23 protein-coding genes are annotated in these 26,238 nt (G+C 40.2%); 12 read left to right on the plus strand and 11 right to left on the minus strand.

Annotation, left to right across the window (positions count from 1 at the left end; all coding sequences use genetic code 11):
* Positions 1-26: 26 nt before the first annotated feature.
* Positions 27-635 carry a hypothetical protein gene (locus tag F946_RS09685; protein ID WP_004981740.1) on the minus strand — a complete coding sequence of 203 codons (609 nt, stop codon included), beginning with the start codon at positions 633-635 and terminating at the stop codon, positions 27-29.
* A gap of 1,091 nt (positions 636-1,726) precedes the next feature.
* Between F946_RS09685 and F946_RS09690 the strand changes: the two genes are divergently transcribed.
* Together F946_RS09690 and F946_RS09695 are read left to right on the plus strand one after the other, a co-directional pair.
* Positions 1,727-2,068: a hypothetical protein gene (locus tag F946_RS09690; protein ID WP_004981742.1), complete on the plus strand. Its 342-nt coding sequence runs from the start codon at positions 1,727-1,729 to the stop codon at positions 2,066-2,068.
* Entirely contained in the window at positions 2,055-2,903 is an 849-nt protein-coding gene (locus F946_RS09695) for a hypothetical protein (protein ID WP_004981744.1), read from the plus strand. The genes F946_RS09690 and F946_RS09695 overlap by 14 nt, the downstream gene beginning before the upstream one ends.
* 68 nt (positions 2,904-2,971) lie before the next feature.
* Here F946_RS09695 and F946_RS09700 read toward each other — a convergent pair whose 3' ends face one another.
* The gene (locus F946_RS09700; protein WP_004981748.1) at positions 2,972-3,922 is read right to left on the minus strand and encodes a MobA/MobL family protein; all 951 of its coding nucleotides are present in this window, start codon (positions 3,920-3,922) and stop codon (positions 2,972-2,974) included.
* A 586-nt stretch (positions 3,923-4,508) separates the two neighbouring features.
* On the opposite strand from F946_RS09700, the gene F946_RS09705 reads away from it, so the two are divergent.
* The 3 genes from F946_RS09705 (at position 4,509) to F946_RS09720 (ending at position 6,923) form a co-directional block, all read left to right on the plus strand.
* Positions 4,509-5,207, plus strand: coding sequence for a hypothetical protein (locus tag F946_RS09705; protein ID WP_004981751.1), 699 nt, complete (start codon positions 4,509-4,511; stop codon positions 5,205-5,207).
* A 614-nt stretch (positions 5,208-5,821) separates the two neighbouring features.
* The gene (locus tag F946_RS09715) at positions 5,822-6,025 is read left to right on the plus strand and encodes a helix-turn-helix transcriptional regulator (RefSeq protein WP_029575045.1); all 204 of its coding nucleotides are present in this window, start codon (positions 5,822-5,824) and stop codon (positions 6,023-6,025) included.
* A gap of 106 nt (positions 6,026-6,131) precedes the next feature.
* Entirely contained in the window at positions 6,132-6,923 is a 792-nt protein-coding gene (locus F946_RS09720) for a pseudouridine synthase (RefSeq protein WP_004981758.1), read from the plus strand.
* A gap of 101 nt (positions 6,924-7,024) precedes the next feature.
* On the opposite strand, the gene F946_RS17325 is transcribed toward F946_RS09720, so the two are convergent.
* Entirely contained in the window at positions 7,025-7,780 is a 756-nt protein-coding gene (locus F946_RS17325) for a hypothetical protein (RefSeq protein WP_004981763.1), read from the minus strand.
* A 170-nt stretch (positions 7,781-7,950) separates the two neighbouring features.
* Positions 7,951-10,182, minus strand: a complete 2,232-nt coding sequence (locus F946_RS09730; RefSeq protein WP_004981766.1) for an NADP-dependent isocitrate dehydrogenase — start codon at positions 10,180-10,182, stop codon at positions 7,951-7,953.
* A 513-nt stretch (positions 10,183-10,695) separates the two neighbouring features.
* Here F946_RS09730 and uraH point away from each other — a divergent pair.
* Positions 10,696-11,094 (plus strand): hydroxyisourate hydrolase, encoded by a 399-nt coding sequence (gene uraH, locus F946_RS09735; protein WP_004981768.1) that lies wholly within the window; start codon positions 10,696-10,698, stop codon positions 11,092-11,094.
* Positions 11,095-11,180: 86 nt separating this feature from the next.
* Here the strand turns inward: uraH and F946_RS09740 are convergent, their stop codons facing one another.
* The gene (locus tag F946_RS09740; protein WP_004981771.1) at positions 11,181-12,884 is read right to left on the minus strand and encodes a M61 family metallopeptidase; all 1,704 of its coding nucleotides are present in this window, start codon (positions 12,882-12,884) and stop codon (positions 11,181-11,183) included.
* Between the two features lie 179 nt (positions 12,885-13,063).
* Here F946_RS09740 and F946_RS09745 point away from each other — a divergent pair, with 179 nt between their 5' ends.
* The 3 genes from F946_RS09745 to slyD all read left to right on the plus strand — a co-directional run bounded on the left by F946_RS09745 (position 13,064) and on the right by slyD (position 16,422).
* Positions 13,064-14,374 (plus strand): D-alanyl-D-alanine carboxypeptidase PBP6B, encoded by a 1,311-nt coding sequence (locus F946_RS09745; RefSeq protein WP_004981773.1) that lies wholly within the window; start codon positions 13,064-13,066, stop codon positions 14,372-14,374.
* 124 nt (positions 14,375-14,498) lie between these two features.
* On the plus strand, positions 14,499-15,800 hold the full coding sequence (locus F946_RS09750; RefSeq protein ID WP_004981774.1) for an NAD(P)/FAD-dependent oxidoreductase: 1,302 nt from the start codon (positions 14,499-14,501) through the stop codon (positions 15,798-15,800).
* A gap of 139 nt (positions 15,801-15,939) precedes the next feature.
* Positions 15,940-16,422, plus strand: coding sequence for a peptidylprolyl isomerase (gene slyD, locus F946_RS09755; protein WP_004696728.1), 483 nt, complete (start codon positions 15,940-15,942; stop codon positions 16,420-16,422).
* A gap of 68 nt (positions 16,423-16,490) precedes the next feature.
* Here the strand turns inward: slyD and F946_RS09760 are convergent, their stop codons facing one another.
* Together F946_RS09760 and F946_RS09765 are read right to left on the minus strand one after the other, a co-directional pair.
* Positions 16,491-16,769: an acylphosphatase gene (locus F946_RS09760; RefSeq protein ID WP_004981777.1), complete on the minus strand. Its 279-nt coding sequence runs from the start codon at positions 16,767-16,769 to the stop codon at positions 16,491-16,493.
* A complete protein-coding gene (locus F946_RS09765) occupies positions 16,766-18,235 on the minus strand; it encodes a bifunctional ADP-dependent NAD(P)H-hydrate dehydratase/NAD(P)H-hydrate epimerase (RefSeq protein WP_004981782.1) in 1,470 nt (489 codons plus the stop codon). Before F946_RS09765 ends, F946_RS09760 begins: the two co-directional genes overlap by 4 nt.
* Before the next feature lie 22 nt (positions 18,236-18,257).
* On the opposite strand from F946_RS09765, the gene queG reads away from it, so the two are divergent.
* Together queG and bioB are read left to right on the plus strand one after the other, a co-directional pair.
* Positions 18,258-19,352 carry a tRNA epoxyqueuosine(34) reductase QueG gene (queG, locus tag F946_RS09770; protein ID WP_004981783.1) on the plus strand — a complete coding sequence of 365 codons (1,095 nt, stop codon included), beginning with the start codon at positions 18,258-18,260 and terminating at the stop codon, positions 19,350-19,352.
* A 301-nt stretch (positions 19,353-19,653) separates the two neighbouring features.
* Complete coding sequence (gene bioB / locus F946_RS09775) at positions 19,654-20,643, plus strand: biotin synthase BioB (RefSeq protein ID WP_004981788.1); 990 nt, start codon at positions 19,654-19,656, stop codon at positions 20,641-20,643.
* Between the two features lie 67 nt (positions 20,644-20,710).
* Here the strand turns inward: bioB and F946_RS09780 are convergent, their stop codons facing one another.
* The gene (locus tag F946_RS09780) at positions 20,711-20,947 is read right to left on the minus strand and encodes a hypothetical protein (RefSeq protein WP_035326937.1); all 237 of its coding nucleotides are present in this window, start codon (positions 20,945-20,947) and stop codon (positions 20,711-20,713) included.
* Between the two features lie 603 nt (positions 20,948-21,550).
* Here F946_RS09780 and F946_RS09790 point away from each other — a divergent pair.
* Positions 21,551-23,188: a long-chain-fatty-acid--CoA ligase gene (locus tag F946_RS09790; RefSeq protein ID WP_004981793.1), complete on the plus strand. Its 1,638-nt coding sequence runs from the start codon at positions 21,551-21,553 to the stop codon at positions 23,186-23,188.
* A gap of 68 nt (positions 23,189-23,256) precedes the next feature.
* Here the strand turns inward: F946_RS09790 and F946_RS09795 are convergent, their stop codons facing one another.
* The 3 genes from F946_RS09795 to prpC all read right to left on the minus strand — a co-directional run bounded on the left by F946_RS09795 (position 23,257) and on the right by prpC (position 26,236).
* Positions 23,257-24,183: an alpha/beta hydrolase gene (locus tag F946_RS09795; RefSeq protein WP_035326940.1), complete on the minus strand. Its 927-nt coding sequence runs from the start codon at positions 24,181-24,183 to the stop codon at positions 23,257-23,259.
* Positions 24,184-24,451: 268 nt separating this feature from the next.
* Entirely contained in the window at positions 24,452-24,913 is a 462-nt protein-coding gene (locus tag F946_RS09805) for a DUF2147 domain-containing protein (RefSeq protein WP_004981798.1), read from the minus strand.
* Positions 24,914-25,099: 186 nt separating this feature from the next.
* A complete protein-coding gene (gene prpC, locus F946_RS09810) occupies positions 25,100-26,236 on the minus strand; it encodes a bifunctional 2-methylcitrate synthase/citrate synthase (protein WP_004696709.1) in 1,137 nt (378 codons plus the stop codon).
* Positions 26,237-26,238 lie beyond the last annotated feature (2 nt).

Raw genomic sequence — 26,238 nt, forward strand, 5'->3', positions numbered from 1 at the left:
TTATTACCCCCTCTTATGCTTGGTTTTTATTGGTAATGATCAGCTGATAGCAGTTGGCGGATTTCACTGGCCATTTTGGGGCTACGCCAAGGAAACAACACTTTAAGGCGGTAATGTGGTTTGAATTGATCGCGTGTCCCAATATTGACTTGGTATTCTCTTTTGACTGGGCTGCGATGTTCGTGATGGCGGATATGCGTTCCCGTCATCGGATTGCTGGTGATTGTGCTGGAATAAGAGACTTTGTCTTCAACTAAGTTGAAGTGACCGACCGACGTAATGTAGTCAAATGGGTATTTCACTAAACGCTGTTCAGGTTCATCGAACAGGATGATGGTTTTATCCTGACTGTTAATCCAGACCCCACGATTGTGATAATTAAACTGTTCACCTTGACGGGTCAGTTGCTCCGTCATACCTGCAAAGTAGGTATTGCCATATGTATAGAAGTAATAAACAATCACAAACCATAACAGCCAGATGCCAAAGAATAGAGAACCAAACCAGCTAAAGGAAAACACTTTAGCAATAATTAAAAAGATGACGATTGGCACCACGATGCACTTTACAAAGACTTTGGATTTTGGTGGGCGATTTTCGATTGGAATGATTTTTGGTTGAGTGAATTCAGACATCATTGTTCCCCGCATGTTCAATGCAATTGACAATCACAAGGGGATATAAAAATAAGTATTTTTTATAGGCGTGATTGAGCCATCCACCTTAGAGATTGTTCGTGTAAAAATGTTTTTTTAATACAGCTTAAAAATTAAAATCAGTGCTGTATGCCCTGTTGAATGACACAACAAGGTTGAACAGGTGCGGAGGCACAATAAAGAATAGATGGATACAGCATGAGAAGCTCCTTGTGTTAAAGAAGTTCTACCAAATTACTGCTAAATAATGGTGGCAGAACGAGAGCGGGTTAGCAGACTGGAACACAAGAATCCAGCACGTCAAAGACGTCCCCCTCCCGTTCCACCGCAGAGGGGCACGAGGGGATAAACACTAAAGGACAAGTCCTTTAATGCTCTTGTGTTGGACGGTCTGCTAAAACCGACTGGCAATGTAGGCCAGCGAGCTCATATTAGATTTATCCAGCGCTTTAGTCAATTTTGCGATACGATAAAATTCACATGATCGGCTTGAATAAATTCAGTTAAGTTGTTGATTTCGCCCATCAGCTCAAATTAAAACCATCGATGGGCTCATTTTGATGCTATGGATCGGTCTAAAATGAACTGCTCTTCTGTAATAAAATAAATGAATAAAATGATTGAATAGATCTTCGCCAAACATTCACTTTTTTAAGTGGATCTGAAGAAAAACTCTACTTCGTCAAACGATACCTTCCTGTTCATCATAGGTAGACCCAGCCGTCAGACTTCGAAAATAACTAAAGTTTAATCAATGAATTAATGAAATGTTGCGTTTTGTAAAAATAATCAAATATAACGTTGACAGCTCACGGGATACGCAGATAAGCTTATAGGACACAGCAAAATCTGTGTTCAGGCGTGAGAACCTGATACAATCTAGGTGCAAATTAATGTCGCACTCGCGGCTATTTTTTTGCCTACTGTTTTAGCAGTCGTTATGGCAGCTTGATAGGGCAACCGTAAGGTTGGCTGATCCTAGATTCAGTATTCTCACCCCTGTCTCGCTGCCACCATTACCGTGAGAAGTAATGCTGGTAAGTATTTAAAACTTATCTAGGACCACTGCTATGAACGCTACTTTTCATGGTGCATACACTTGCACATCTAAAAAACAAGCCTCTCAACTGATTGTTGAACTTGGCAAAAGCATTTCAAATCCCCAGCGTCAAAGCTTAACCCATCTTTATCAAGCACTTGATACTGCAGACTCCATGCTGACCGAGCTTGAACATGCGCACCAAATTATTCGTCAATGCATGCGTCAGATGAATGATGAACAAATCGCTGAAGTCGCTAAACTCAATCAAAATAATCATACCCCTTCGCTCTGGGCATTCCGTACCCATCAGCGTCAAAACCTGATTGAACGTGCTGAGCGTCTTTTGGGAGCACGTTATGTCCAAGGATAATCAGCATATTCTGCTGGCTCCCTCGGACTACCCTTTAATTGCTTCGCCTACGCTTGCAAAAGCGTATGGCGTCGCAGCCGCGACTTTTTTACAAAAGCTGCATTACTGCTTAGAAAAAAGTGATGCTCAAGTCCACAAAGGAAAAAAGTATTGGTTTCATAGCTATGAGCAATGGCAACAAACCCTCGGGATCTATAGTGTCTCAACCATTAAACGGATCGTCGCTAAATTAAAACAGGCAGAGATTTTAGTGATTAAAAAGCTCTCAAAAAATAAATGGCTCCAAACCAATTTTTATTCAATTAACTATAAAAAGTTAAAACAATTGATCCAGCCGCATACTGAAACTCAAGCTCAGGCGCAATCGTCTACTCAAACAACGAGGACAACAGATACAAAACCAGCTAACAACGTACGTCCTGCGAAAAATACACAAGCTGATATACTAACGCAGTCGATTCAAAACGCGTTTCACACTCTCAAAGATCAGACAGATACACCAACGCAGTCCTTAAAATCAGCGAAAGGTTCCGTACAGCCAAACCTTGTAATCTCAGAACATACGATGGCACAAGGATTGAATCAGCCGCTCTCTCCAATTGCATCACATGAAATTTTGAAAAATATGAACCCTGATTATCGTCATTTTTATCAAGCGCTGTTGCAGCAGCGCGTTGATATTCATTATGCAGATCAGCGTATTCAGCATTTAGTCAAACAGCAGAAACACGTGATTCGACATATTGCTTATATTAAACAGCATTTTTCAGGCCAAAATCGCTACAAGTGGTATGCACTTGAGCAATTACAAATCGACAGCTATTTAATCAAGTGAGCAAGTTCATCTTATCCAGATTGAACTTGCTTATTAGAAACTACCCTTACTCTGAGAATCAAAATAAATTAAAAGTCGAAATCATTAGATTTAGGCTTCTGAGCAATATCATGATTTTCATATTGATATTGATTTCTTCTGGACAATTCAAGCTGATACTCTGCTTGATGCAATTCATATAAATTCGCTTCTCGAATCTCTTTAACTGTTTGTCTAAATATGTTGAGTTTTTCTTGAATCTCATGATCTTCACTATGAAGATAGTGTCGAGGTATTTGCGGAACATCTATTAAATTGGTCCCATATTTTTTATTATAATCCTCATTCGATAAACATGAGACCTTATTTTCAACCTGTAGTTTCACACCATAAATCTCCACTTCTTTAACCGGTGCATATTGTTCTAAATATTTATTTATGACATTTTCTGTAATTTTTCGATAATGATTAATTTGATGACGACCTAGCTTAAGTACATCTGCGGTTAGTTTCTTAGCACCTCCTCGTTCCGGATTTTTTGGACAGTGTCTTTGAAAATACAGTTCTGGTGTTCGTTCAATACCGTCATAAATACTTCGCTCAGAATATAATAAATGCAAATGCGGTTGTTCATAGCGCCGATCGAGTGATGAAACATGATTATGAATTGCAAAACTATAGGGCATCTGATATTGACCGCAGAACTCATGTATAAGTTGATTTGATAAATCTATCCGCTGCATATAATTGAGTTCTTTGGGCAAGGCCACGGTAATATGTGTGGATGTTCGCCCATTCATACTTTCATATTGATCGGCTGCATTCCAAAATACTTCGGGGCTATCAGTTGCCCATGCTGGCATATTGGCTGTTTCTTTATATTCAAGTTCTTCAGTATCTTGTTTATGTGTTGAGAAATGTAATGTTCGCGTAATGTAGTGATAACCGAGTTCTGAAGAATGCCTGAATTTGTTTCTACGCAAATTTTTATGCTGAGTTTTTAGCTTTTTCACATTATGGCGTAAATCAAAATAATACATATACAAATCCAAGTCCAAATAAAGAAAATGGATCATATAAAATTATTTAAAAATTTTATTCGTTTGATGCAGAAAATGAAAAATAATGCGATTTTTTTATAGAAAATATATCAGCATCATAAATGTATGTACTTTTAACGTGTAACACCGCCCAGTTTTAACGTGTAACACCGATCAAACTTTAAGCAAAAAAACATGTAACACCCCCAATTTTTAACGTGTAACAGACGTTTGTGCAATTTTTAGTCAATTCAAGTAAATTTTCGAATCCTAAAATATTAATATCATTTAAATACAATCACTTAAATAACTAAAAGTGCTCCGCAGGACGAAGTAGTAGTGTTCATTAAAATTTTCTGAAAGAAAATTTTAATGAACACGGAGACGAGATAAAAATCTTTTTTTGCATTCGCAAAAAATGATTTTTATCGCTCATCACTAACAGCCCAAACTAACAGCCAAACTAGCAGGACTAACAGAGAGCAGAAAAAAAGTAGAACTTTTTTTTGAATATTTCAACTTTTCTCAAGTTTTAAAATTGACATGTGATATACATTTTTTATTTTTTTAGTGAGAAAATATCAAGATGAGTCGTACAGCATTAACAACACAAGATCACATTTATTCAATAGAATATTTTGCAATGAATAATCCTGCGTTCGAAAGTTCACATTATGATGTCATTCAATTACTCGAACAAAAAAAATTAGGGGAACTGAGTGATAAAGAAAAACAATTAATCAGAAAAACGTATCTATATACAAAAAAAAGAAAGACGTATGATAATAAACTTCATTTTATATCCAAAAAAGATCCAAACTCGATCACAAAAATAGAACGCGATATTTTAGATTATAGTTACTTCGGAGAAGATGTTCCTCCTGTTCTAGAACATTATTTTTTAGCTGAGAAAATGTTAGATAATTATATGTCAAAATTACCTGATGATTTAAAAATAAAAATTCATCAAAATATCTTAGATACTGATGATGCTTTAGAAAAGAAACAAAATATTAAAAAGAGAAATAAGGATAATCATCAAAAATTTTTTATTGGTGGAACATTACTGTCGCTACTTAAATCAAATAATATTGATGATGATCAACTTGAGATATTGTTTAAGATCATGAAGCTTTATCTAATGCAAGACTACTTCAACAAAGAAATATTCTCAGATAAAGAGATAAATGAGTTTAATATTTCAGAAGGTGGAAGAGAATTTAACAACAAAAAGAATTCAATTTTTCTCAACTTAAATAACCCATTTAAAATTTACGATGAGTAAATTAAAAAACTAACAGAAAAAGCAGTATGCGTTAATAGCCGACCTTTTTTTCAAGGTCGGTTAAGTCGTGTGCGTTTCTAAAAATTCAAAACTCTTATTTAATAATAATTTTTCTAACAAATCACTTTACAAAACAGAATTATACATTTTACAAAATACCATCTAAATAAACTTAAGATTATTTTACTGATATAATAAATTAAAAAATAAACCTTTTTTTTGTTTTTTAAACTTTTCTCATCTTTTTTTTAAATATTTTGATAATGTGCATATTCGGTTTTTCATTTAATTACCAGCTCACCCTGAAAATGAAAAATTTCCAAAACCTCAAGATATTGGGTTGAAATTTTTATTCAAAATTTATCAATTTACGGGAGGATCGATGAACTTCAAAATTCGGTTTGAATTATCTGAATATGTAAAAAAAGTACAAGCTAATGGTAGCTGCACTTTTTCTGGTAACAGTACGAAAAATTCACTTAGATTTATATTTAAAAAGCACAATTTAAAAGCTAATACAGTTTACCCGTCATTTGATGAAGAATACATGAATCACCAAGAGTCTTATCCTCTAGATATGAAGGTGGTGGGATGAGCACAGAGGATGCAAGATGATTGAGATTGATCGCAGAATTCGAGCTAAAGAATTTATGCAACTCCTATCCATTGGAAAAGATAAATTCTATAACATGATTAATACTGGGGATATTCAGCAACCAATTAGACTTTCTGATAAAGATGTTTTTTGGTATTCCTCGTACGTTAAGAATAAAGTTGAGGAGCATAAGCCTAAATCTGATATAGTACCCCACAATTAGTGGTCATTTTATTCCTAATTTCTCCGCTATCTCTCCCAGAGCGGGTACTTAAACGGGTAAGTAGGAAACCACATCAAAATTAATTTATATATTCTAGTAGGTTATAATGAAAATCGTCATCCTGAATAAGCCCTATGACGTCCTCTCCCAGTTCCGTAAAGATGAAGCACATATGACGATGTCTGACTTTGTCAGTGACTCTACTTTGCGCTTGGCTGGTCGTTTGGATATGGACTCTGAAGGCTTGGTATTTTTAACCGACCATGGTGGTTTGAACCAATACATCACAAACCCTGCCAATAAAAAATTTAAAACGTATTTGGTTCAGGTCGATGGTGATGTCACTGAAGAAGCCCTTGAGCAGTTGCGTAAAGGTGTGGAATTGAAAGATGGTATGACTTTACCTGCTGAAGCATCTAAAGTTGAACAACCTGAGTGGTTATGGGAACGTGATCCTCCTGTACGTTTCCGTGCGTCTGTGCCGACTTCTTGGGTCGAAATTTCAATTTGTGAAGGCCGTAACCGTCAAGTACGTCGCATGACTGCTGCTGTAGGTTTTCCAACTTTACGTTTAATCCGTACTAAAATTGGTGCAATTGATTTGGTTCAAATGGGTTTACAACCAGGTGAATCCAAAGAAATCGAGCCACTTTTATACCCTGACTTTCAAAACATTCCTGCGGAAGAACCTTACCGTTCGCGCTCTTATGTGAAAAAACCGGGTGGTACAGGTGGTAAGCCTATGGTTCGTAAGAACAAAGATGGTTCCGTGAAAAAGTCAGGTACAAAGCGTATTTGGCAAATGGATGATAGTGAGAAACCAAAGCGTAAAACCAATGGTACTACTCGTCCAAATACGAAAGCACCACGTGGTCGTGGACGTAATAATGGTCGTTAAAAATTAAGTATTTTAAAGCCCACGAAAGTGGGCTTTTTCTTGCTCAACTCAGAAACGCTTTAAATATAAATAAATGTTTTTCTATATTTATTTCTCAACCTTTATAAAACCGTACTTTTCATTAATGAATCTCTCAATCTTGGCTTTAAAACCTGAATCTCCCCTGTTGAATGTCTAAACATCCGATATGAATAAATATTCTCTGTTTCTAATCCATAAATATTTTGAAATCTGATCTTAAATTGAATACTAGTATCATCAATTTTCTTTTTTAAAAAATCATTAATTAAGCTGTCATTTAAACAATCCAATCGTAAAGTAAATTTTACAACATCATCAACCCCTATCTTCACTATTCGTTGATAGATTGTATTATCAGTTGTCATGAGTAAAACAAATCTAAATTCATTAACTTTTGAACACACATTAAACTCTAAAGAACCAAGCATCTCCATTTTATTACTCAACAAATCTCTCACCTCATGAATTTTCATTTCTTGAGATGAAAGCTCTAGATAAGGGTTAGATGCATTATTTGTCATTCTAAGTTGTTCTAGTTGTAACCTTGTTAGCTCACCCTGTTGTCGAATACCTGATCTCATCTCATCAATTTGAAGTTGCAACGCTTTTTCTTGTTGTTCTAGAACTTTCGTATTTTGATCTAACTGCTTACCTTGCTGAACATACCCTAGAATTAACCAGAAGAAAGCAACAGGTGCGAAAATACCAGCAAGAAAATCACCCAAAGCATTTAATTCTATTGGCAAACTATAGCCATTACTTTTAGTAAAACCATAAATTCCAATGAACCAAATAGCTGTCACTAATATCCCAAAAATTAAACTCTTTTTATTCATATCTCAATTAGATCACTCAAGCATTATTAATTTATAGTTATAACAAACATCTGATATTAAAAAACATCATCAAATTTTTAAATAGAAAGCATAAAGTACTATAAAAAAAGCCGACGCATATGCATCGGCTTTTTTCACTTCATCGGTAAATTTACCAATTTAGTTTTGACTTAGATCGCTTCAAGTGCAGCTTTCAAAGTCTCGCTTGGACGCATTACAGCATTAACTTTAGCTGTATCTACAGCATAGTAACCACCGATGTCAGCAGCTTGACCTTGAACTTGAGCAAGTTCAGCAATGATCTTGTCTTCGTTTTCAGCAAGTGCTTTCGCAAGTGGAGCAAACTTCGCTTTCAACTCAGCATCTTCATCTTGTGCAGTAAGCGCTTCAGCCCAGAACTTCGCTAAATAGAAGTGGCTGCCACGGTTATCTAACTCGCCAGTACGACGTGATGGAGACTTGTCGTTATCAAGTAATTTGCCAGTCGCTTGGTCTAAAGTCTTCGCAAGAAGTTTCGCCTGAGCGTTATCTTCTTTAATACCTAGCTCTTCTAAAGAAACCGCTAACGCCAAGAACTCACCTAAAGAATCCCAACGTAAGTGGTTTTCTTCTACAAGCTGCTGTACGTGTTTAGGTGCTGAACCACCCGCACCAGTTTCGTACATACCACCGCCCGCCATTAACGGAACGATAGACAACATTTTCGCTGAAGTACCCAATTCCATAATTGGGAACAAGTCAGTCAGGTAGTCACGTAGGATGTTACCCGTTACAGAAATCGTATCTAGGCCACGCGCTACACGTTCAAGTGTATAACGCATTGCACGTACTTGAGACATGATCTGAATATCTAAACCAGCAGTGTCGTGGTCTTTCAAGTATTTTTGTACTTTCTTGATCACTTCATTTTCGTGCGGACGGTATGGGTCTAACCAGAAGATTGCTGGCATACCCGAGTTACGAGCACGGTTTACTGCAAGTTTTACCCAATCTTGAATCGGTGCATCTTTCACCTGACACATACGCCAGATGTCGCCTTCCTCAACATTTTGAGTCATCAACACTTCACCAGTTTCTAGGTCAGTGATGTTTGCAACACCCGCTTCAGACATTTCGAAAGTTTTGTCGTGCGAACCGTATTCTTCAGCTTTCTGCGCCATCAAACCAACGTTAGGCACAGTACCCATCGTACGTGGATCGAAGTTACCGTTCCACTTACAGAAATTGATCATTTCTTGGTAAATACGTGCAAAAGTTGACTCAGGCATTACTGCTTTGCAGTCATAAGGTTTGCCGTCAGCGCCCCACATTTTACCGCCACCACGAATCATTGCAGGCATTGAAGCATCTACAATTACGTCGTTTGGTGAATGGAAGTTTGTGATGCCTTTCGCCGAATCAACCATTGCAAGTGCAGGACGGTGTTCTTGGCAAGCGTGTAAGTCTTCAATGATTTCTTCACGTAAAGATGTCGGTAAAGTTGCGATCTTCTCGTAAAGACCAGCCATACCGTTGTTTACGTTAATGCCTAGCTCATCGAACAATTTACCGTGTTTTTCAAAAGCATCTTTGTAGTAAATTTTCACACAGTGACCGAAAACGATCGGGTGTGAAACTTTCATCATGGTTGCTTTAACGTGTAAAGAGAACAAAATGCCCGCTTCTTTACAATCATCAAGTTCTTTTTCATAGAAATCGCAAAGCGCTTTCTTGCTCATGAACATTGAGTCGATGATTTCGCCGTCTTGGAGTGCAACTTTTGACTTCAGAACAATCGTTTCACCAGACTTGGTGATGAGTTCCATTTTCACATTACGTGCGCGGTCTAAAGTCATCGATTTTTCACCATGGTAGAAGTCGCCTTCATCCATGTGAGAAACGTGAGTTTGAGACCATTGCTTCCACTCGCTCATAGAGTGCGGGTGTTTTTTCGCATAGTTTTTCACTGCAGCTGGTGCACGACGGTCAGAGTTACCTTCACGCAATACAGGGTTTACAGCTGAACCAAGACATTTGCCATAGCGTGCTTTAAGCGCTTTTTCGTCTTCAGTGGTTGGGTTTTCAGGATAGTCAGGAATCGCGTAGCCTTTTGATTGAAGCTCTTTGATACATGCTGTTAACTGAGCAACAGAGGCACTAATATTCGGGAGTTTGATGATATTAGTATCTGGATCTTGGGTAAGACGACCTAGTTCTGCAAGATTGTCTGGGACTTTTTGCTCTTCTTTTAGGTATTCAGAGAATTCTGCGAGAACACGTGCGGCAACAGAGATATCAGTTTTAATGATCTCTACACCAGCAGGTTTAGTAAAGGTCTCAATGATCGGCAGTAGCGAATAAGTCGCTAGCAATGGCGCCTCGTCGGTCAGTGTGTAAATGATGGTTGACTTTCCACCAGCCATATATAGCCCCTTGCGTTAGATTGAGTTTTTTAGGGTGATGAGCTTCTGGCTCAACCCCTGCGAACCGATGTGCTTGAATAAAACCCTGAAAGTATCGTCCCTCAGGGCTTTCCAGTCAACGTAATATCCAGTGATAACGACATTTCGCCAGAAAATACCACTACAGCCTTCGTTTTTCAAAATCACGTCTTTCCACAAGGCTTTAGCTTTTGCTTAGCAAATAAACAAATTTTTTAGCGAAATGTGTTATTTACCTCATTTAAGCCACAACAACAGATAGTTTTCACATAATACAGTCTTCAAATCGTTTTACAGTCTTGTAGCCATATATCCATAAAAATAGCTTTTCTCACCGCTAAATTTAAATCGGCAGAGCCATTCAACATGCCGCAGCTTAAATATTGATAAATAAACCCTCTACGCGTACTCCTCAATTTTTACATTTTTAAACCTATGATTTTTATATGGTTGGTTAAACTGAATCTTTTTCCTGCAACGGTAAGGGTCAATTCAATGCTAAAAATGCTGCTTCCGCTCATTGGACTTGGTTTTTCTTCTTGGTGTTTTGCTCAAAATCCATTGAGCGTCCATGTGCTGAATTTGGAAAATGGTCTCCCTTCTGCCAATGTCAAAGTGACACTTGAAGCCCAACAAAATGATAAATGGACAGAAATCAGCTCAAGCACGACCGATGACCAAGGTCGAATCAATGATTTATATCCCAAAGATACGACCTTACAAAAAGGTGTATACAAAGTTACCTTTAAAACGGGTGATTGGTTTCGCCAAAATAATCAGCGCTCATTCTTTCCAGAAGTGCCCGTGGTGTTTGTAATTGATGGCTCATTGGATCATTACCATATCCCGCTGTTAATTAGCCCATATGGCTATTCCACTTATCGTGGTAGTTAATGCTCACAAATAAGCACATATAGAAAACCGATGCCTAGGCATCGGTTTTCTATCTCAACAGAATGACAAATAAAGTGGCTTAGGGACTAAGCCTTGAACCACTTCTCTGCTTTTACTTGGTCTTCAACTTTCAATTCAACTTCAGTCAGCTCTAAGCCAGCAGCTTTTACGTCAAAGCTCATCAACTCATCACGGCGGAATGCCAAAATGCTATATATACCTTCTTGCTTGGCATACTTTTCTACCAGTTTCACCGTTGCTTTGAGACCATCAATCGCAATGATCACATCATGGGCAGAAAGGCCAGCTTGAGCAGCAGCACCATCACGACGTGCGCTTTGCACCAACACGCCTTCTGGCTTATCTACAAGCTTTAAACCTAACGGTAATGACTTATCATTTTTCAGGCTATAACTTAAACCAAATTCAGGGAAAAGTTGATCCAGCGGCAACTCATCGGTGGTGTTAATTAAGTGATTGATTTGCTCAATCCAGTTATCACCCGTCAACTCATTACACAGCTCAACAATCGTACGCTCATGTACTTGTATACCCTTTTGCGCGTTCTCATAAAGTTTACGCATAAGCGCGTCCAGGCTTGAACCACGTAAGCGCAAACCTAAATCTAAGCATAGTGCAACCAAACAACCTTTGTTGTAATAGCTGGTGCCTGCATTGTTCGAATTTTCATCCTGACGGTAAAATTTCACCCATGCATCGAAGCTAGATTCAGACACAGACTGAACAAAACGACCCGGATTTTGCAAATAGCGATCAATCTGAGTTTTGAGTAGTTTGATATATGAGGCTTGGGAAATCACACCACTACGTAGCAAAATCAGGTCATCATAATAAGATGTGAAACCTTCAAAAATCCAAAGCAAAGAGGTATAGCCTTCTTTATTTAGATCATAATTGACAAAGTTTTCAGGACGAATGAATTTAACCAACCATGAGTGGAAGTATTCATGGCTACATAAACCTAAGAAACGTTGATAGTCTTCAGACGGCTCTTCAGGCTCATTGGCTTTTGGTAAGTCTTCACGTGGACTAATCAAGCTGGTTGAATTTGGGTGCTCCAAACCGCCATAACTATTTGCTGTCGCCATCGTCATAAAGGTGTAGTTTGAAAATGGCGCTGAGCCGAACATTGAAATTTCTGTTGCACAGATTTTTTCAATGTCTTGCTGCATACGTGCAGCATTCATAACATGTTTACCTGACACCACAAACTCGTGCGGAATACCATTGGCTTCAAAACCAAACCGAGTCTGTTCAGCCAACTCAAATGGTGCATCAATCAACTCGGCATAGTTTTTGGCTTTTAAGGTAAAACGACCTTTAACGAGGCTTTTTGAAGCCATACCAGTAGCCAATTGGAAGTGTTTTAGCTCATCAGGAAGGAACAGTTCAACTTCAACTGCTTTGTCCTCTTGACCCTCCAAACCTAAGCAAGCACATGCAGGATTTACATATAAACGGGTTTGATCTACATACGCACCGCGCACCGACAGATCATAGGCATAGACATCATACTCAACCGTAATCAATTCATGATCGGTATTAAAAAGACGCCATTTATTCTTTTCAAATTTTTGAATTTCTAACAAACGCCCTTCTTCATCATAAGCACGAACCGATTCAATATGCTTTGAAAACTCGCGAATAAGGTAACTACCCGGAATCCAAGTTGGTAATGAAAGTACCTGTGTTGGGTCTGCTACAAAGCGTAAAGTCACGTGTATAAGGTGCTGACGATAATCGTCAAATTCGATCTGATAATGCAACATAATGGGCGATACAAAATAAAATGAAATGAGTTATAACTTAGCTTAGCATTATTTACGCCAGTTTTGCGTCGCAGTCACATTTGTCTGCATTTTTGACTGGTCATTGAAGTAAAAAAGGCATAGCATTTGCAGCTGTTTTAGGTTTAAAAGTCACGGAATGGCTTGGTTAGGGAATTTCATTGAAAGCTGTCATCTACTTCATCGCTACACTCTTCGCCTTATGTTCAAGTTTCACTCAAGCGGCATTGCTCAACATTGTTCCTGAAACAGTTGAAGCTCAAGCTTGGACCGTTTTTGACAGCCAATCGGGGCAAGTCATTGCAGAGCATAATAGTCATGTTCAACGTGCGCCCGCTTCGCTCACCAAAATGATGGTGGCTTATATTGCACTCAAAGAAATTAATGCAGGGAAGCTCAATAAGAGCGAAATTCTTACCGCAACACCTGTGGTCAGTACGGTGATGTGGGATGAGTCCCAAATGTACTTAAAACAAGGTGAACAGATTTCTGTGGATCAGCTTTTAGCGGGTTTAGTGGTCATGTCTGCCAACGACGCAGCAGTGACTTTAGCGGAACGCATCTCGGGTGATATTCCAAACTTTGTTGCACGAATGAACCAAGAAGCCAAAGCACTGGGAATGACTGAAACGCATTTTCAAAACCCTGCGGGTATCACCATGCCAGAGCACTATTCAACCGCACATGATTTAGCGCTATTAGGCCAAGCCTTGGTGAATGAAACGCCAGACTATTTATACTATTCAAAACAGCAAAGTTTTAGCTACAACCAACGCTTTCACCGTGCAACCAATATTCTGTTAAAAAAAGACCCGACAGTTGATGGCTTAAAAACAGGTTATACCAAAGCAGCGGGATACAATTTAGCGCTGACAGCAAACCGCCCGACCATGAATCCAGATAATCCAAACCGTCGCTTGGTGGTCATTGTTTTGGGTACAGAAAGTGCAGCAAAGCGTGCTGAAGTTGCACATAACCTCATGAATTTGTCTTATACCTATACTCGTAACGAAGTTGCGCTGAAAGATAAGCAAATTATCGCAGAACTGCCTGTAGTCAAATCGACATTGAAAATGTTCAAAGTGGAAAGTAAGCAACCGAAAATTGTGACCACATCATTGTACGAGCAACCCTATGCCATTGACTTACATGCCTTCGACCAGACCAACCAACGCATTATGCTCAATACAGGCAATGGCACTCTTCAACGCATTGATCCATTAGAGTCTACAAAAACGCATTTCAATATTGAAGTGTTGCAAAACAAGCTGACCGCTCCGCTGGCTGAAGTGATGCAACTGGCGAAAGTGCAGGTCTATCAAAACAATCAGCTCATTCAAACGTTTACCATTGAAGAAGATGTACAAATTGAAGAAGCCAATATTTTCCAGCGACTAATGTTTTGGTTCAAAAGCTTGTTTCCATTTTTATCAAGCGATGAACCTAAAGCAAAAACCTACACACTCGGTTAAGTTCGAGCAGGATCCCGAGTTTTATACTTTATGTAACTTGTAAGACAATCTAATTATCAATAAATCAAGAAGATGGCATATTCAATGTCATCTTCTTTTTTTAATAATAAATAGGTTGCTTCATATGGCTGTACAAACAGAACAAGTGCCACACCATATTGTTATTATTGGCGGTGGTGCTGGTGGTCTAGAGTTAGCAACGCAACTCGGTGACAGCTTCGCAAAATCCAAGTGGGTGAAAATCACCCTCGTCGATCAAAACCTCACTCACATCTGGAAACCCTTACTCCACGAAATTGCGGCAGGTACACTCAATCCAAGTGTTGAAGAAATTAATTATTTTGCACATGCGTCTAAACATCACTATGAGTTTGTTTTAGGTCGTTTTGTCGGCTTAGACCAAGAACATAAACAAGTAAAACTTGAAGCACGCCAATATGCCAAACAAAGCACTGAAACCACACAGTTTGAACTCAACTACGACACCTTAGTCCTAGCCGTCGGCTCGACCTCTAACGACTTTGCGACCGAAGGCGCTAAACATTACTGCCACTTCCTCGACAGTCGCCAGCAAGCTGAAATTTTCCAGCAAGACCTTCTACATTTGTATTTGGATGCACAAAACCGCCCCGAAACACGCGCACTCAATATTGCGATTATTGGTGCAGGTGCCACAGGAGTCGAGCTTGCAGCCGAATTGGTCCATGCGAAAAGTACTTTTTTTAAATACGGTCTCAATAAAATTGACCCAAATAAAGTCAAAGTGACCTTGATTGAAGCAGCGGATCGTATTCTTCCCGCCCTATCCACTAAAATGGCAACACACACACATACTCAATTGGAAAAGCTTGGCGTTGAAGTCCTCACCCATCACCGTGTTGCCAAGTTAGATAAAGACCATGTCTATTTTGCCGACGGCTCACAAATCGATGCCGATCTAAAAGTTTGGGCAGCGGGCATCAAAGCACCTGTCGTTTTAAATGCGCTTGAAGGCTTTGAAAAAGATGCGATTGGACGCCTTAACGTCTATGCGACTTTGCAAACCCGTTCCGACCCCAACATTTTTGCCTTTGGTGATTGCGCTCACTGCCAGCCCGCAGCCGATGAACCAGTCCTTGGCCCACGCGCTCAAGTGGCCAGTCAACAAGCGGCCTTTTTGGTTCGAGCGCTCAAAGCGCGCATTCGTGGTCAGTCTTTGCCGATGTTTAAATTTTCTGACAAAGGTTCTTTGGTTTCCCTCAGTCAATACAAAGCTGTCGGCGAACTACTGGGCCAAGTCAATGTGCAAGGCGTGCTGGCAAAAACCATGTATGTTTCTTTATATCGACTCCATCAGGCCACCTTACATGGCTATACCCAAGCTGGGCTGATGACCGCAAAAGACCTGATGAATAAAAAAGTCGGTCCGAAAATAAAATTGCATTGAAATCTAAAAATGCGTCCCCACTAATAAAAAAACGCCATAAGAACGTGGAAAATGCAGTTTTTTTGCTAAATTTAGTCTACAAAAGCTGCTTTTCACTTTATGATATACCCCTTAAATTCTAAATGAATGGACGAAAAACATGACTGCTATCGCAAATGATCACGTGGTTTCTTTCAACTACAAATTGACTAACGCTGAAGGCGAAACGCTAGACCAATCACAAGGTGAACCACTTGCATATTTGCACGGCGCAGGTAACATCATCCCAGGTTTAGAAAATGCATTGCTAGGCAAAACTGTAGGTGAAAAATTCACTGTTACTGTTCCTGCTGCTGAAGGTTATGGCGAATACAACCCTGAACTCGTTCAAGAAGTTCCAGCGCAAATGTTCCAAGGCGTAGACAACATCCAAGCGGGTATGCAGTTCCAAGCTCAAACTGATGATGGCGTTCAAATCGTAACTGTAAAAGCAGTTGAAGGCGAAAACGTAATTGTTGATGCGAACTTCCCACTTGCTGGTCAAGACTTAACTTTCGAAGTTGAAATCGTAGAAATCCGCGACGCAACTGAAGAAGAATTACAGCACGGCCATGCGCACGGTGCTGGTGGTCACCACCACTAAGATTTAACAATCTTAAAAAAAGGGCGAAAGTTTAACTTCCGCCCTTTTTTTTATTTTTGCATACTTGATCATTCGCGACGTATTTGAAAATCTGTAAATCTTTGCTGTTCTGAAGCAAGTTCTACGATGACCACATCAGTGACTACCGCATGAGTTGGCCCGACTTTAGCGAGATTCACCAGTTCGGCAACCATACCATCACCACCCAAAAGCAACGCTTCAACTGCACCTGAAGCCAGATTCTGTACATAACCCTTTAAACCTAAAGCAACAGCATATTGTGCAAACCAGCGTCGATATCCAACACCCTGAACTTTTCCCGATATGGTCAGTTTTACTACTTTCATACTGTATGCTCTCGGTTCACGACCGTATAAATAGCCTGACTCATTTGCTGCGCTTGTAAACCACGCTCACCTTGTTGAGCCAAAAGATCGCCTGCTTGGGCATGTAAGGTCACAATTTGATGTAACGCAATGTCATCTTGCAACTGTGCTTTTAAACTGGCAATCATGCCTGCCAATACATCACCCATTCCACCTGTTCCCATTCCCGGATTACCTGCGGTACAAATCCAAAGTTGCGTATCTAAAATCAAGCTTCCCGAACCCTTAAGCACCCATTGTCCTGCATATTTTTTTTGTAAAGCATAAATAGCTGCAATACGGTCGGACTCCACCACTGAGGTACTGATACCGAGCAAAGTCGCGGCCTCCCCAGGATGCGGTGTTGCGTACACCTGTTTACCGAGTTTTACTGGCGTTGAAGCCAAAAACCATAAAGCATCCGCATCCAATACCACCTTTAAAGTACTGGTTTGAATGAGTGGAAACCATGCATCAAACTGCTGCTGAGCCCACGAGTCTCTTCCCAAGCCCATACCAAAACTGACTGCATCCACATGTGCCACCAACGCTTCACGCTCTTGGAGCGACATTTGGTTAATATCGCGCAGCATAATATTGGGTGCACGAGCTAAAATTGCAGTATGGTGTTTTGCATCACATACCACGGTCACCTTGCCAGCACCCGCATGAAAGGCAGCTTCAGCGGCTAACATCACCGCACCACCCATCTGTGCATGTCCCCCAATCACCAGTACGTGCCCATAGCTTCCTTTATGTCCAAAGGCTTGACGCGGTACAAGCTGCATATGCTGTGGAGCAAGCGAAGCTAAAGGTTTTAAAGCACTGTCTACGGGAAGTACCGAAATAAGCTCAACGACTCCTGCATAAGCTTTACCCTGCCCAGTAAATAAACCCGCCTTTAGGCCGAGAGCCGTAAAAGTATAATCGGCGATAACTGCACAAGGTAAAGCTTGCCCTGTGTTGGCCTGTAAACCACTTGGAATATCAACCGCAATTTTTAAGCCTGTTTGTCTATTGATCTGTCGAATAACCGCTTGCCAGTCTGAACTGAGTTCACGGTTTAACCCAATGCCAAACAAAGCATCAATATACGCATCATAAGGGCGTTGAAAAACAAAACCGGTATGAATCATTATTCCCTTTTTCACGACCGCTGCATGTGCTTGTTGTAGTGATACAGACTCTCCCAAAGCAGCTGCATAAATTTCAACGTCATAACCTTGCGCGGCTAGATACGATGCAATCAAGTAACCATCACCTGCATTGTTGCCTTGACCACAACACACCGCAACGCTTTTGACCTGCTGCTGTTTAAGCCTAGGCAGCACCTGTTCAGTTGTTGCCCATGCGACTTGTTGCATCAGCCCATAAGCACTATTTTGCTGCGCGAACCAACGCCCTTCCCATGCTTGAATCTCGCTGCTGTGGTACACTTGCTGATGCATGATTTTTCCTTTGTTCTTGGTTATGACAACATCCACATCTTCCTCAAAAATCCCTGTAGATCAATATGATCCAGAGCAGCTTAAGGCTTGGATTAAAGCTGAAGCATTGGCTTTAGGATTTTCTGATTGTGTCATCGCCAAACCAGATGCTCAAGTTGAATTGCCGCGTTTTAAAAAATATTTAGAACTTGGTTATCATGGTGACATGCATTTTCTTGCTGAAAACTTAGAAAAACGCACAGATCCAACCCTACTTGTTCCGGGCACCAAAAGCATTATTTGTGTGCGTATGGATTATTTGGTTGCCGTTCCTGAACCACGTCTTGTGCCTTTTGCACCAAATAGCGCCATCATTGCGCGTTATGCACGCGGTCGTGACTATCACAAAGTCATGCGTGGGCGTTTAAAGACCCTTTCTCAGAAAATCAAAGCCAAAGTTGGCGATTTTGAATCTCGCCCATTTGCAGACTCGGCACCCATTTTTGAAAAATCATTGGCTGAAAATGCAGGGATGGGATGGGTCGGTAAACACACCTTACTCATTCATAAAACATCAGGCTCATTTTTTGTTTTGGGTGAGCTCTTTACCTCTTTAGAGCTACCTTTTGACCAAGCCACCACCAAACACTGTGGTTCATGTAGCGCTTGTATTGATATTTGCCCGACCCAAGCCATTGTTGAGCCTTATTTATTAGATGCGCGTAAATGCATTGCCTATTTAACTATTGAGTTTCAAGGCATTATTCCTGAAGAACTACGCCGCGGTATTGGTAACCGTGTGTTTGGTTGCGATGACTGCCAGCTCATTTGCCCGTGGAATAGCTTTGCCAAAACCACACCAATTGATGATTTTAACCCGCGTCATGGTTTGGATGACATTCAACTAATTGACCTTTGGCAATGGGATGAAAACACTTTTATGGCAAATACAGAAGGGAGTCCCCTACGTCGTACAGGCTACCAAAGCTTTATGCGTAACGTCGCGATTGGTCTAGGTAATGCACCATTTTCAGATGAAATATTGCAGCAATTACAAGCTTCTCGCCCAGAGCTTAACGATATTGTGCAAGTCCATATTGACTGGGCCATCCAAGAGCAACTGATGAAAAAGCACTAAAACTTGCTTCAAACAGACTCAATCAATAAAAGTTCAATCAAATAACCATTTGCTTGCATAATTTTATTTATTTTATCTATTTAGCTGCATTTTCAGTGTAACTCAAAATCCAAATAAATAGAATTTTGCGGCCAAATTTCCGAAAAAACGTTCAACTTTGCAACTATTTTTACAATCTCATAAAAAGATAAAATTAAAAACATAATCGGGAGATACTATTAAAACTGAGCAATAATGCCTTTTAAGTTGGCACGTTAAATGTATGATGTATACAAGTTAGAATTAAAAATGGATCGCCATTATGAACCTACGCAATGATTGGACGCGTGAAGAAATCGAAGCTTTGTATGATCAGCCCTTTCTTGATCTCGTCTTTCAAGCGCAGACCGTACATCGCCAACATTTCCAAGCCAACACAATTCAAGTCAGTACTTTACTGTCGATTAAAACAGGAAAATGTCCTGAAGACTGTAAGTACTGTTCTCAGTCAGCACGTTATGACTCAAAACTTGAAGCCGAAAAGCGAATTGCTGTAGACAAAGTGATTTCAGAAGCCAAAGAAGCTTTAGCCTCAGGCTCATCTCGTTTTTGTATGGGCGCAGCTTGGCGTAACCCACATGAACGTGACATGCCGTATGTACTAGAAATGGTTAAAGAGGTGAAAGCACTTGGTTTAGAGACTTGCATGACTTTAGGGATGCTGAATGAGTCTCAAGCTGGGCGTTTAAAAGATGCAGGTTTAGATTATTACAACCATAACCTCGACACTTCACGCGAGTATTATTCACATATTATTAGTACACGTACCTTTGATGACCGTTTAAATACCTTAGAATATGTCCGTCAAGCAGGCATGAAAGTATGTAGCGGTGGTATCGTTGGTCTAGGTGAAAAGAAAGAAGACCGTATTGGTTTATTGCAAGAGCTTGCAACGATGCCAATTCACCCAGAATCGGTACCAATCAACATGTTGGTTCCAATTGAAGGCACGCCACTGGCAGATGTTGAAAAACTCGATGTGACGGAATGGATTCGTACCATTGCTGTTGCGCGCATTATCATGCCGCACAGCTATATCCGCCTATCTGCAGGTCGTGAAGCACTTTCTGACTCAGACCAAGCACTTGCATTTATGGCGGGTGCAAACTCATTGTTCTCGGGTGAGAAACTACTGACCACGCCAAATGCAGGCGAAGGTAAAGATCGTCAACTGTTCACCAAATTAGGTTTAGTGGCAGAAAAGCCAAAACCAACAGTAGCAGACCTCAGCCTAGATGCCATGGCAAGCTAATTTCCAAGATTTGCTAAGCACAAAAAAGCCCCTTATTCAGTATGGGGCTTTTTTAATGTATATCGATTTAACCTTCAGGCGACCGAGCAAAATTATGCGCAGTAATTAAAATACCGTAACTAGCATTCAGATAATCACCTTGGAAGATCTCATCTTCACCATTGGCATGCCGTACTATTAACGTTTGGCGAAGCGCATCATAGTGAAAAGAATCAAAACACTCTTGATGCTGACACAGCCAGCTTAAGGTATCAGTCAGATTATCATCAACAATATAAGTCTGTGCTTGAAAATTTTTAGTCATCATCCGAATACGCTAAATACTGTTACTCGGCTATTGTAAGCCGTTCTGAGTCAATTCAGTCAAACCAAGCCATAAAAAATGATAGACATTAAAAAGTGAGCCTACGCTCACTTTTCCTTAAGATGATTAGTCGGTTTTAGAATCACCGCACTTTCGGCATTCCATATGCTCCCCTATTTCAGTCATTTGTTCATATTCATAAACGTGGATGCAAAATAATTTTTTAAACAACTGAAGCATTTTTAACTCCTGTAAATGATTTTTTAAAAATTCGCTTCTTAAAATAGGTATATCTTCCTGAAATACCCACAACTCATATCTCATGAGCTATACACAGTTTTAAACATACTTTTTATAAATTTCAAGTGCCTTTTGTCGAATAACAACATAAAGTGATAAATGGTCATTTACTTTTTTAAATGATGCTTTTTATTTACTTATCGTTCTGCTTCACATCGCTTTTAAAAATGCGGCTGAGAATGAAACAATGCTTGATTTAAATTTGGATCAAGCTAGGATAAAAATACAATCAATGCTCAAAACAGATGTTTCGAGCAACCAATAAAGAGTTTGATAAAAAAGCAACGATAAGGATATTTATACATGCTTGGACGTATGATGTTTCAACCGCTATTAATTAGCAATCTTATTGATCACGCAGAACGCTACCATGCGGATACAGCTATTATTTCTAAAAATACAGACGGCAGTATCACTGAAACCAACTGGGCCAAAGTAGCAGCCAACTCTAAGCGATTTGCCAATGTACTCAAAGGCTTACGACTTTCACAAAGTGACCGCGTGGCGACCATCGCATGGAACAATCATCGTCACCTAGAATCTTGGTATGCGATCTCTGGCAGTGGCTATATTTGCCATACCATCAACCCACGTTTATTTCCAGAACAACTGATTTTTATTATCAATGATGCCCAAGACCGTGTGGTGTTATTTGATAAAACCTTTGCGCCACTCATTGCTGCGGTGAAAGCCCATTTACCCCATGTAGAGCACTTTATTTGTTTAGATGCTGCAGATGACGCTATTACAGAGAAAATTGCCGATGTAAAATTTTATGATGACTTGCTCAGCAAAGAGTCTGAACAGTTCACATGGCCAAGCTTTGATGAGCAAACCGCAAGCTCTTTGTGCTATACCTCAGGCACAACTGGAAATCCAAAAGGTGTGCTATATAGCCACCGCTCCACCATTTTGCATAGTTTTGCCATCAGCCTACCCGATTCTCTTAATCTGTCTGCAAATGACATTATGTTGCCTGTAGTGCCAATGTTCCATGTCAATGCTTGGGGTACGCCTTATGCAGCGGCTATGGTCGGTTGTACCGTTGTATTGCCAGGGCCAGGCTTAGATGGGCCAAGTTTAGTGAACATGATTGATACGTATAAAGTCACTGTGGCTTTGGGTGTACCCACAATTTGGCAAGGTTTACTGGCAGCAGCTAAACAAACAGGCAGTCAACTGGCAAGTATGAACCGTAACGTTGTCGGTGGTTCTGCATGTCCACCATCCATGTTAGCGGCCTTTAAAAATGACTATAACTGCGACACCATCCATGCATGGGGCATGACCGAAACCAGCCCTCTAGGCTCTGCCAACCAACTTAAAGCCAAACATCAACAGCTCTCTGAACAGGAGCGTTTCCAGCTGCGCCTATCTCAAGGCCGTCCGCCTTTTGGCGTGGATTTACGTCTTACCGATGAAGAAAAAGGCAGCCATGAAATTGCCCGCGATGGTGAGCAGATTGGAAATCTACAAATTAAAGGGCACTGGATTATTGACAGTTACTTTGGTAAAGATGACTCTGCACTCACGACCGATGGCTGGTTTGACACAGGTGATATTGCAACCTTAGATGAAGACGGCTTCTTATGCATCAGTGACCGCTCTAAAGATTTAATTAAGTCTGGCGGCGAATGGATTTCATCGGTTGAACTTGAAAACCTTGCGATGGGACATTCAGACATTCTTATGGCAGCCGTTATTGCAGCTGAACATCCAAAATGGGATGAGCGTCCTATTGTCATAGCTGTGAAGAAACCCGATAGCACGGTCACTGAACAAGGTGTCTTAGACTACTATACGGACAAAATTGCGAAATGGCAGATCCCTGACCGTGTGATCTTTGTCGACAGTATTCCACTGAGCGGTACGGGTAAAATGCTAAAACGTGAACTCCGCGCCCAATATGGCCAAGTACTACTGGAACAAAATCCTGTTTAAGGTTGTGTAAAATAAAAGCCTGATCATATGGTCAGGCTTTTATTTATGTTCGGATAATTTAAATACCATCAATACAATTTATTTGAAAGCACATCCAATAAAGATGCTTTAAACACCTCACCATGCTTTAGATTTGGATAGATTAAAAATTTAGACTCTACGCCCTGCTGATCGAATATAGACAAAATTTCTCTATTTTTATTGATGCCATTTGCATCAAAATTAGCGCTTTGCTGTGCGCCAGTATTTATTAAAAGATCACCTTCCATCAGCCATACATGTTTTTGTGGCTCTTTGACTAATTTTACGGCTCTAATTTTTTGCATCATGCGCTCACCTGCCCAAGAAAGTGATGGACTTGCAGCAAAGAAATGGCTGAAATAACGACCATCGAGCAAGCTATCAAGCACAAAAAGCCCTCCATAGGAATGCCCCCATAACGCTCTTTTTTGCGCATCCAGCTTTACATTCTGCTCAACCCAAGGAGCGATGTCCTTCAAAATCACATTTCTAAAATCAGCACTTCCCCCGCTCATTCGCTCTGGATTTCGTGGATCTTGGGCGGGTTTTCCAGTTAATAAATCTGCTGGAGTATAGTCAAGTGAACGAAAAGCTGTGGCAAATGGCAAATTGGTTTTATAGCCAATAGCAACCAATACAGGGGCATCATTTTCATACAAAGACTTGAGTATTTTTTCATTCAGATGGGACATCGCAGCGTTCCCATCCAGCATAAAGACCGATGCATATGCGTCCTGCGTCTTCTGTACTGTCTTTGGAATACCTAACCAAACGCTATAGCTTTTATTTGGATCTGTAGTTGCAAACTCTTTGACTTTAAAACTGTAATAAGCCGAGCCTATTTCTGCAATATTTGCAGGTAAAGGTTTCATTTCAGGTTTCGCATAAATACTTAAACTGGCACCCAAGATCAACAACGAGCCAAAAATTCGCGAAAGCAGAGAAGTAAAAATCTTTCTATAAAGATGAGTCATTTTTCGTATACACAGCCATGAGATGCTGAAGCTTAACATATAATAATAGTTATCATTATCAATTAAGTAAATCTTAATCATCTCTCTGTCATGACGTACATCTCATCGATTAAAAGACTACATTTTCTTTGACCAAGCACTCCGAAAGATGATTTTTCCTTTTTATACGGATTCAACAAGTCTAGCAAATACCCTTCCAGCTTTTTTATCCATAAAAAAGCCACCGCACTATGACAGTGCAATGGCTTTATCGACACAATCAAAAGACTTAAAGCTTTTTCCATGTCATGTTGCTCAAACCTTTCGTATCTTTTGCTGTGGCTTGTACCTTCATCTGATCTTTACCTGCATTGAGCTGCGCAATATTGATGTTATACACACGGCCATCTTGAGGATTCAACCATTGGCCTTTTGCGAATTTTTGACCTGTTGCATCACCCATTAAACCATTCAGCACTTGCATACCAAAAATCGGTTTATCCTTAAGCCCACCCTGACACTTACTACATACATCACTCACAGGCGCTCCAGCCAAAGGATAGTACTTGGTCACTACTGCACTATATTGTGATGTTTTAGAATTCTTACGAATCACAATATCTGAAATATAATACCCAGTCCGATCATCAATCACTTTCCATGTTCCAATAAGCGGGTCAAATGGCATGGCGAAAGCAGAATGAGACAACCCCAAAAATAGTGCTGATACACACAAAAACTTATGTTTCATAAAATAAATTACAATAAAAATGAAGAAATAAACGGTCGAGATTATAGCAACTCTATTCTTTTAATTATCTATTATTTCATTAAAATTAAATATTTATATGAATTAAGCTGTGCGAAACATCAACAAAAAAATTGCATATAAAAAAGCCTCCGAAGAGGCTTTTTTATAATGTATCAGAGCTTTATTTTAAGCCGCTGAACGTTCTTCAATTGGCACTACTTTACGCAGTTCAGGCCCCGTATAGTCCGCACTTGGGCGAATAATACGGTTGTCTGCACGTTGTTCCATCACATGCGCTGCCCAACCTGTCACACGGCTCATCACAAAGATTGGTGTGAATAACTTGGTCGCAATATCCATGAAGTGGTATGCCGATGCATGGAAGAAGTCTGCGTTACAGAATAATTTCTTCTCACGCCACATCACTTCTTCACAGCGTACTGAAACTGGGTACAGGACCGTGTCACCGACATCTTTGGCTAAGCGCTCTGACCAGATTTTAATGATGCCATTACGTGGGTCATTGTCTTTGTAGATTGCATGTCCAAAGCCCATGATCTTTTCTTTACGTTCTAATTTGCCCAGCATTTCTCGCTCAGCTTCTTCAGGTGACGTCCAGTTTTCAATCATTTCCATCGCAGCTTCGTTTGCTCCACCGTGCAATGGACCACGTAGTGAACCAATTGCACCGGTAATACATGAATGCATATCCGATAATGTTGATGCGCATACACGTGCGGTGAAAGTCGATGCGTTGAATTCATGCTCTGCATAAAGGATCAGTGATACGTTCATCACTTGTTCATGCAGTTCATTTGGCTTTTCACCACGCAGCAGGTGTAAGAATTGAGCACCGATTGAGTCGTCATCGGTATTTTCTTCAATACGTACGCCATCATGGCTAAAGCGGTACCAGTAGCAAATGATCGCTGGAAGGGTTGCAAGAATGCGGTCTGCAACATCTTGTTGTTCTGCAAAAGATTGTTCTGTTTCTAGGTTGCCCAGCATTGATACGCCCGTGCGCATCACATCCATTGGGTGTGAATCTGCTGGGATACGCTCAAGTACTTCTTTGAGTGCTTGTGGCAGTTGGCGCAGTGATTTGAGTTTAGCTTTATACGCGGTGAGCTGTGCTGCTGTTGGTAGTTCACCAAAGAAGATCAGGTAAGCCACTTCTTCAAACTGGCAGTTTTCAGCGAGGTCTTGGACGTCATAACCACGGTAGGTTAGACCTGCTCCGCTTTTACCTACGGTTGATAGTGCTGTCTTTCCTGCGACTTGTCCGCGCAATCCTGCGCCTGTGAGGACTTTTCCTTCAGCCATTT

This window comes from Acinetobacter johnsonii ANC 3681 (assembly GCF_000368805.1).
Taxonomy (GTDB): Bacteria; Pseudomonadota; Gammaproteobacteria; order Pseudomonadales; family Moraxellaceae; genus Acinetobacter; species Acinetobacter johnsonii.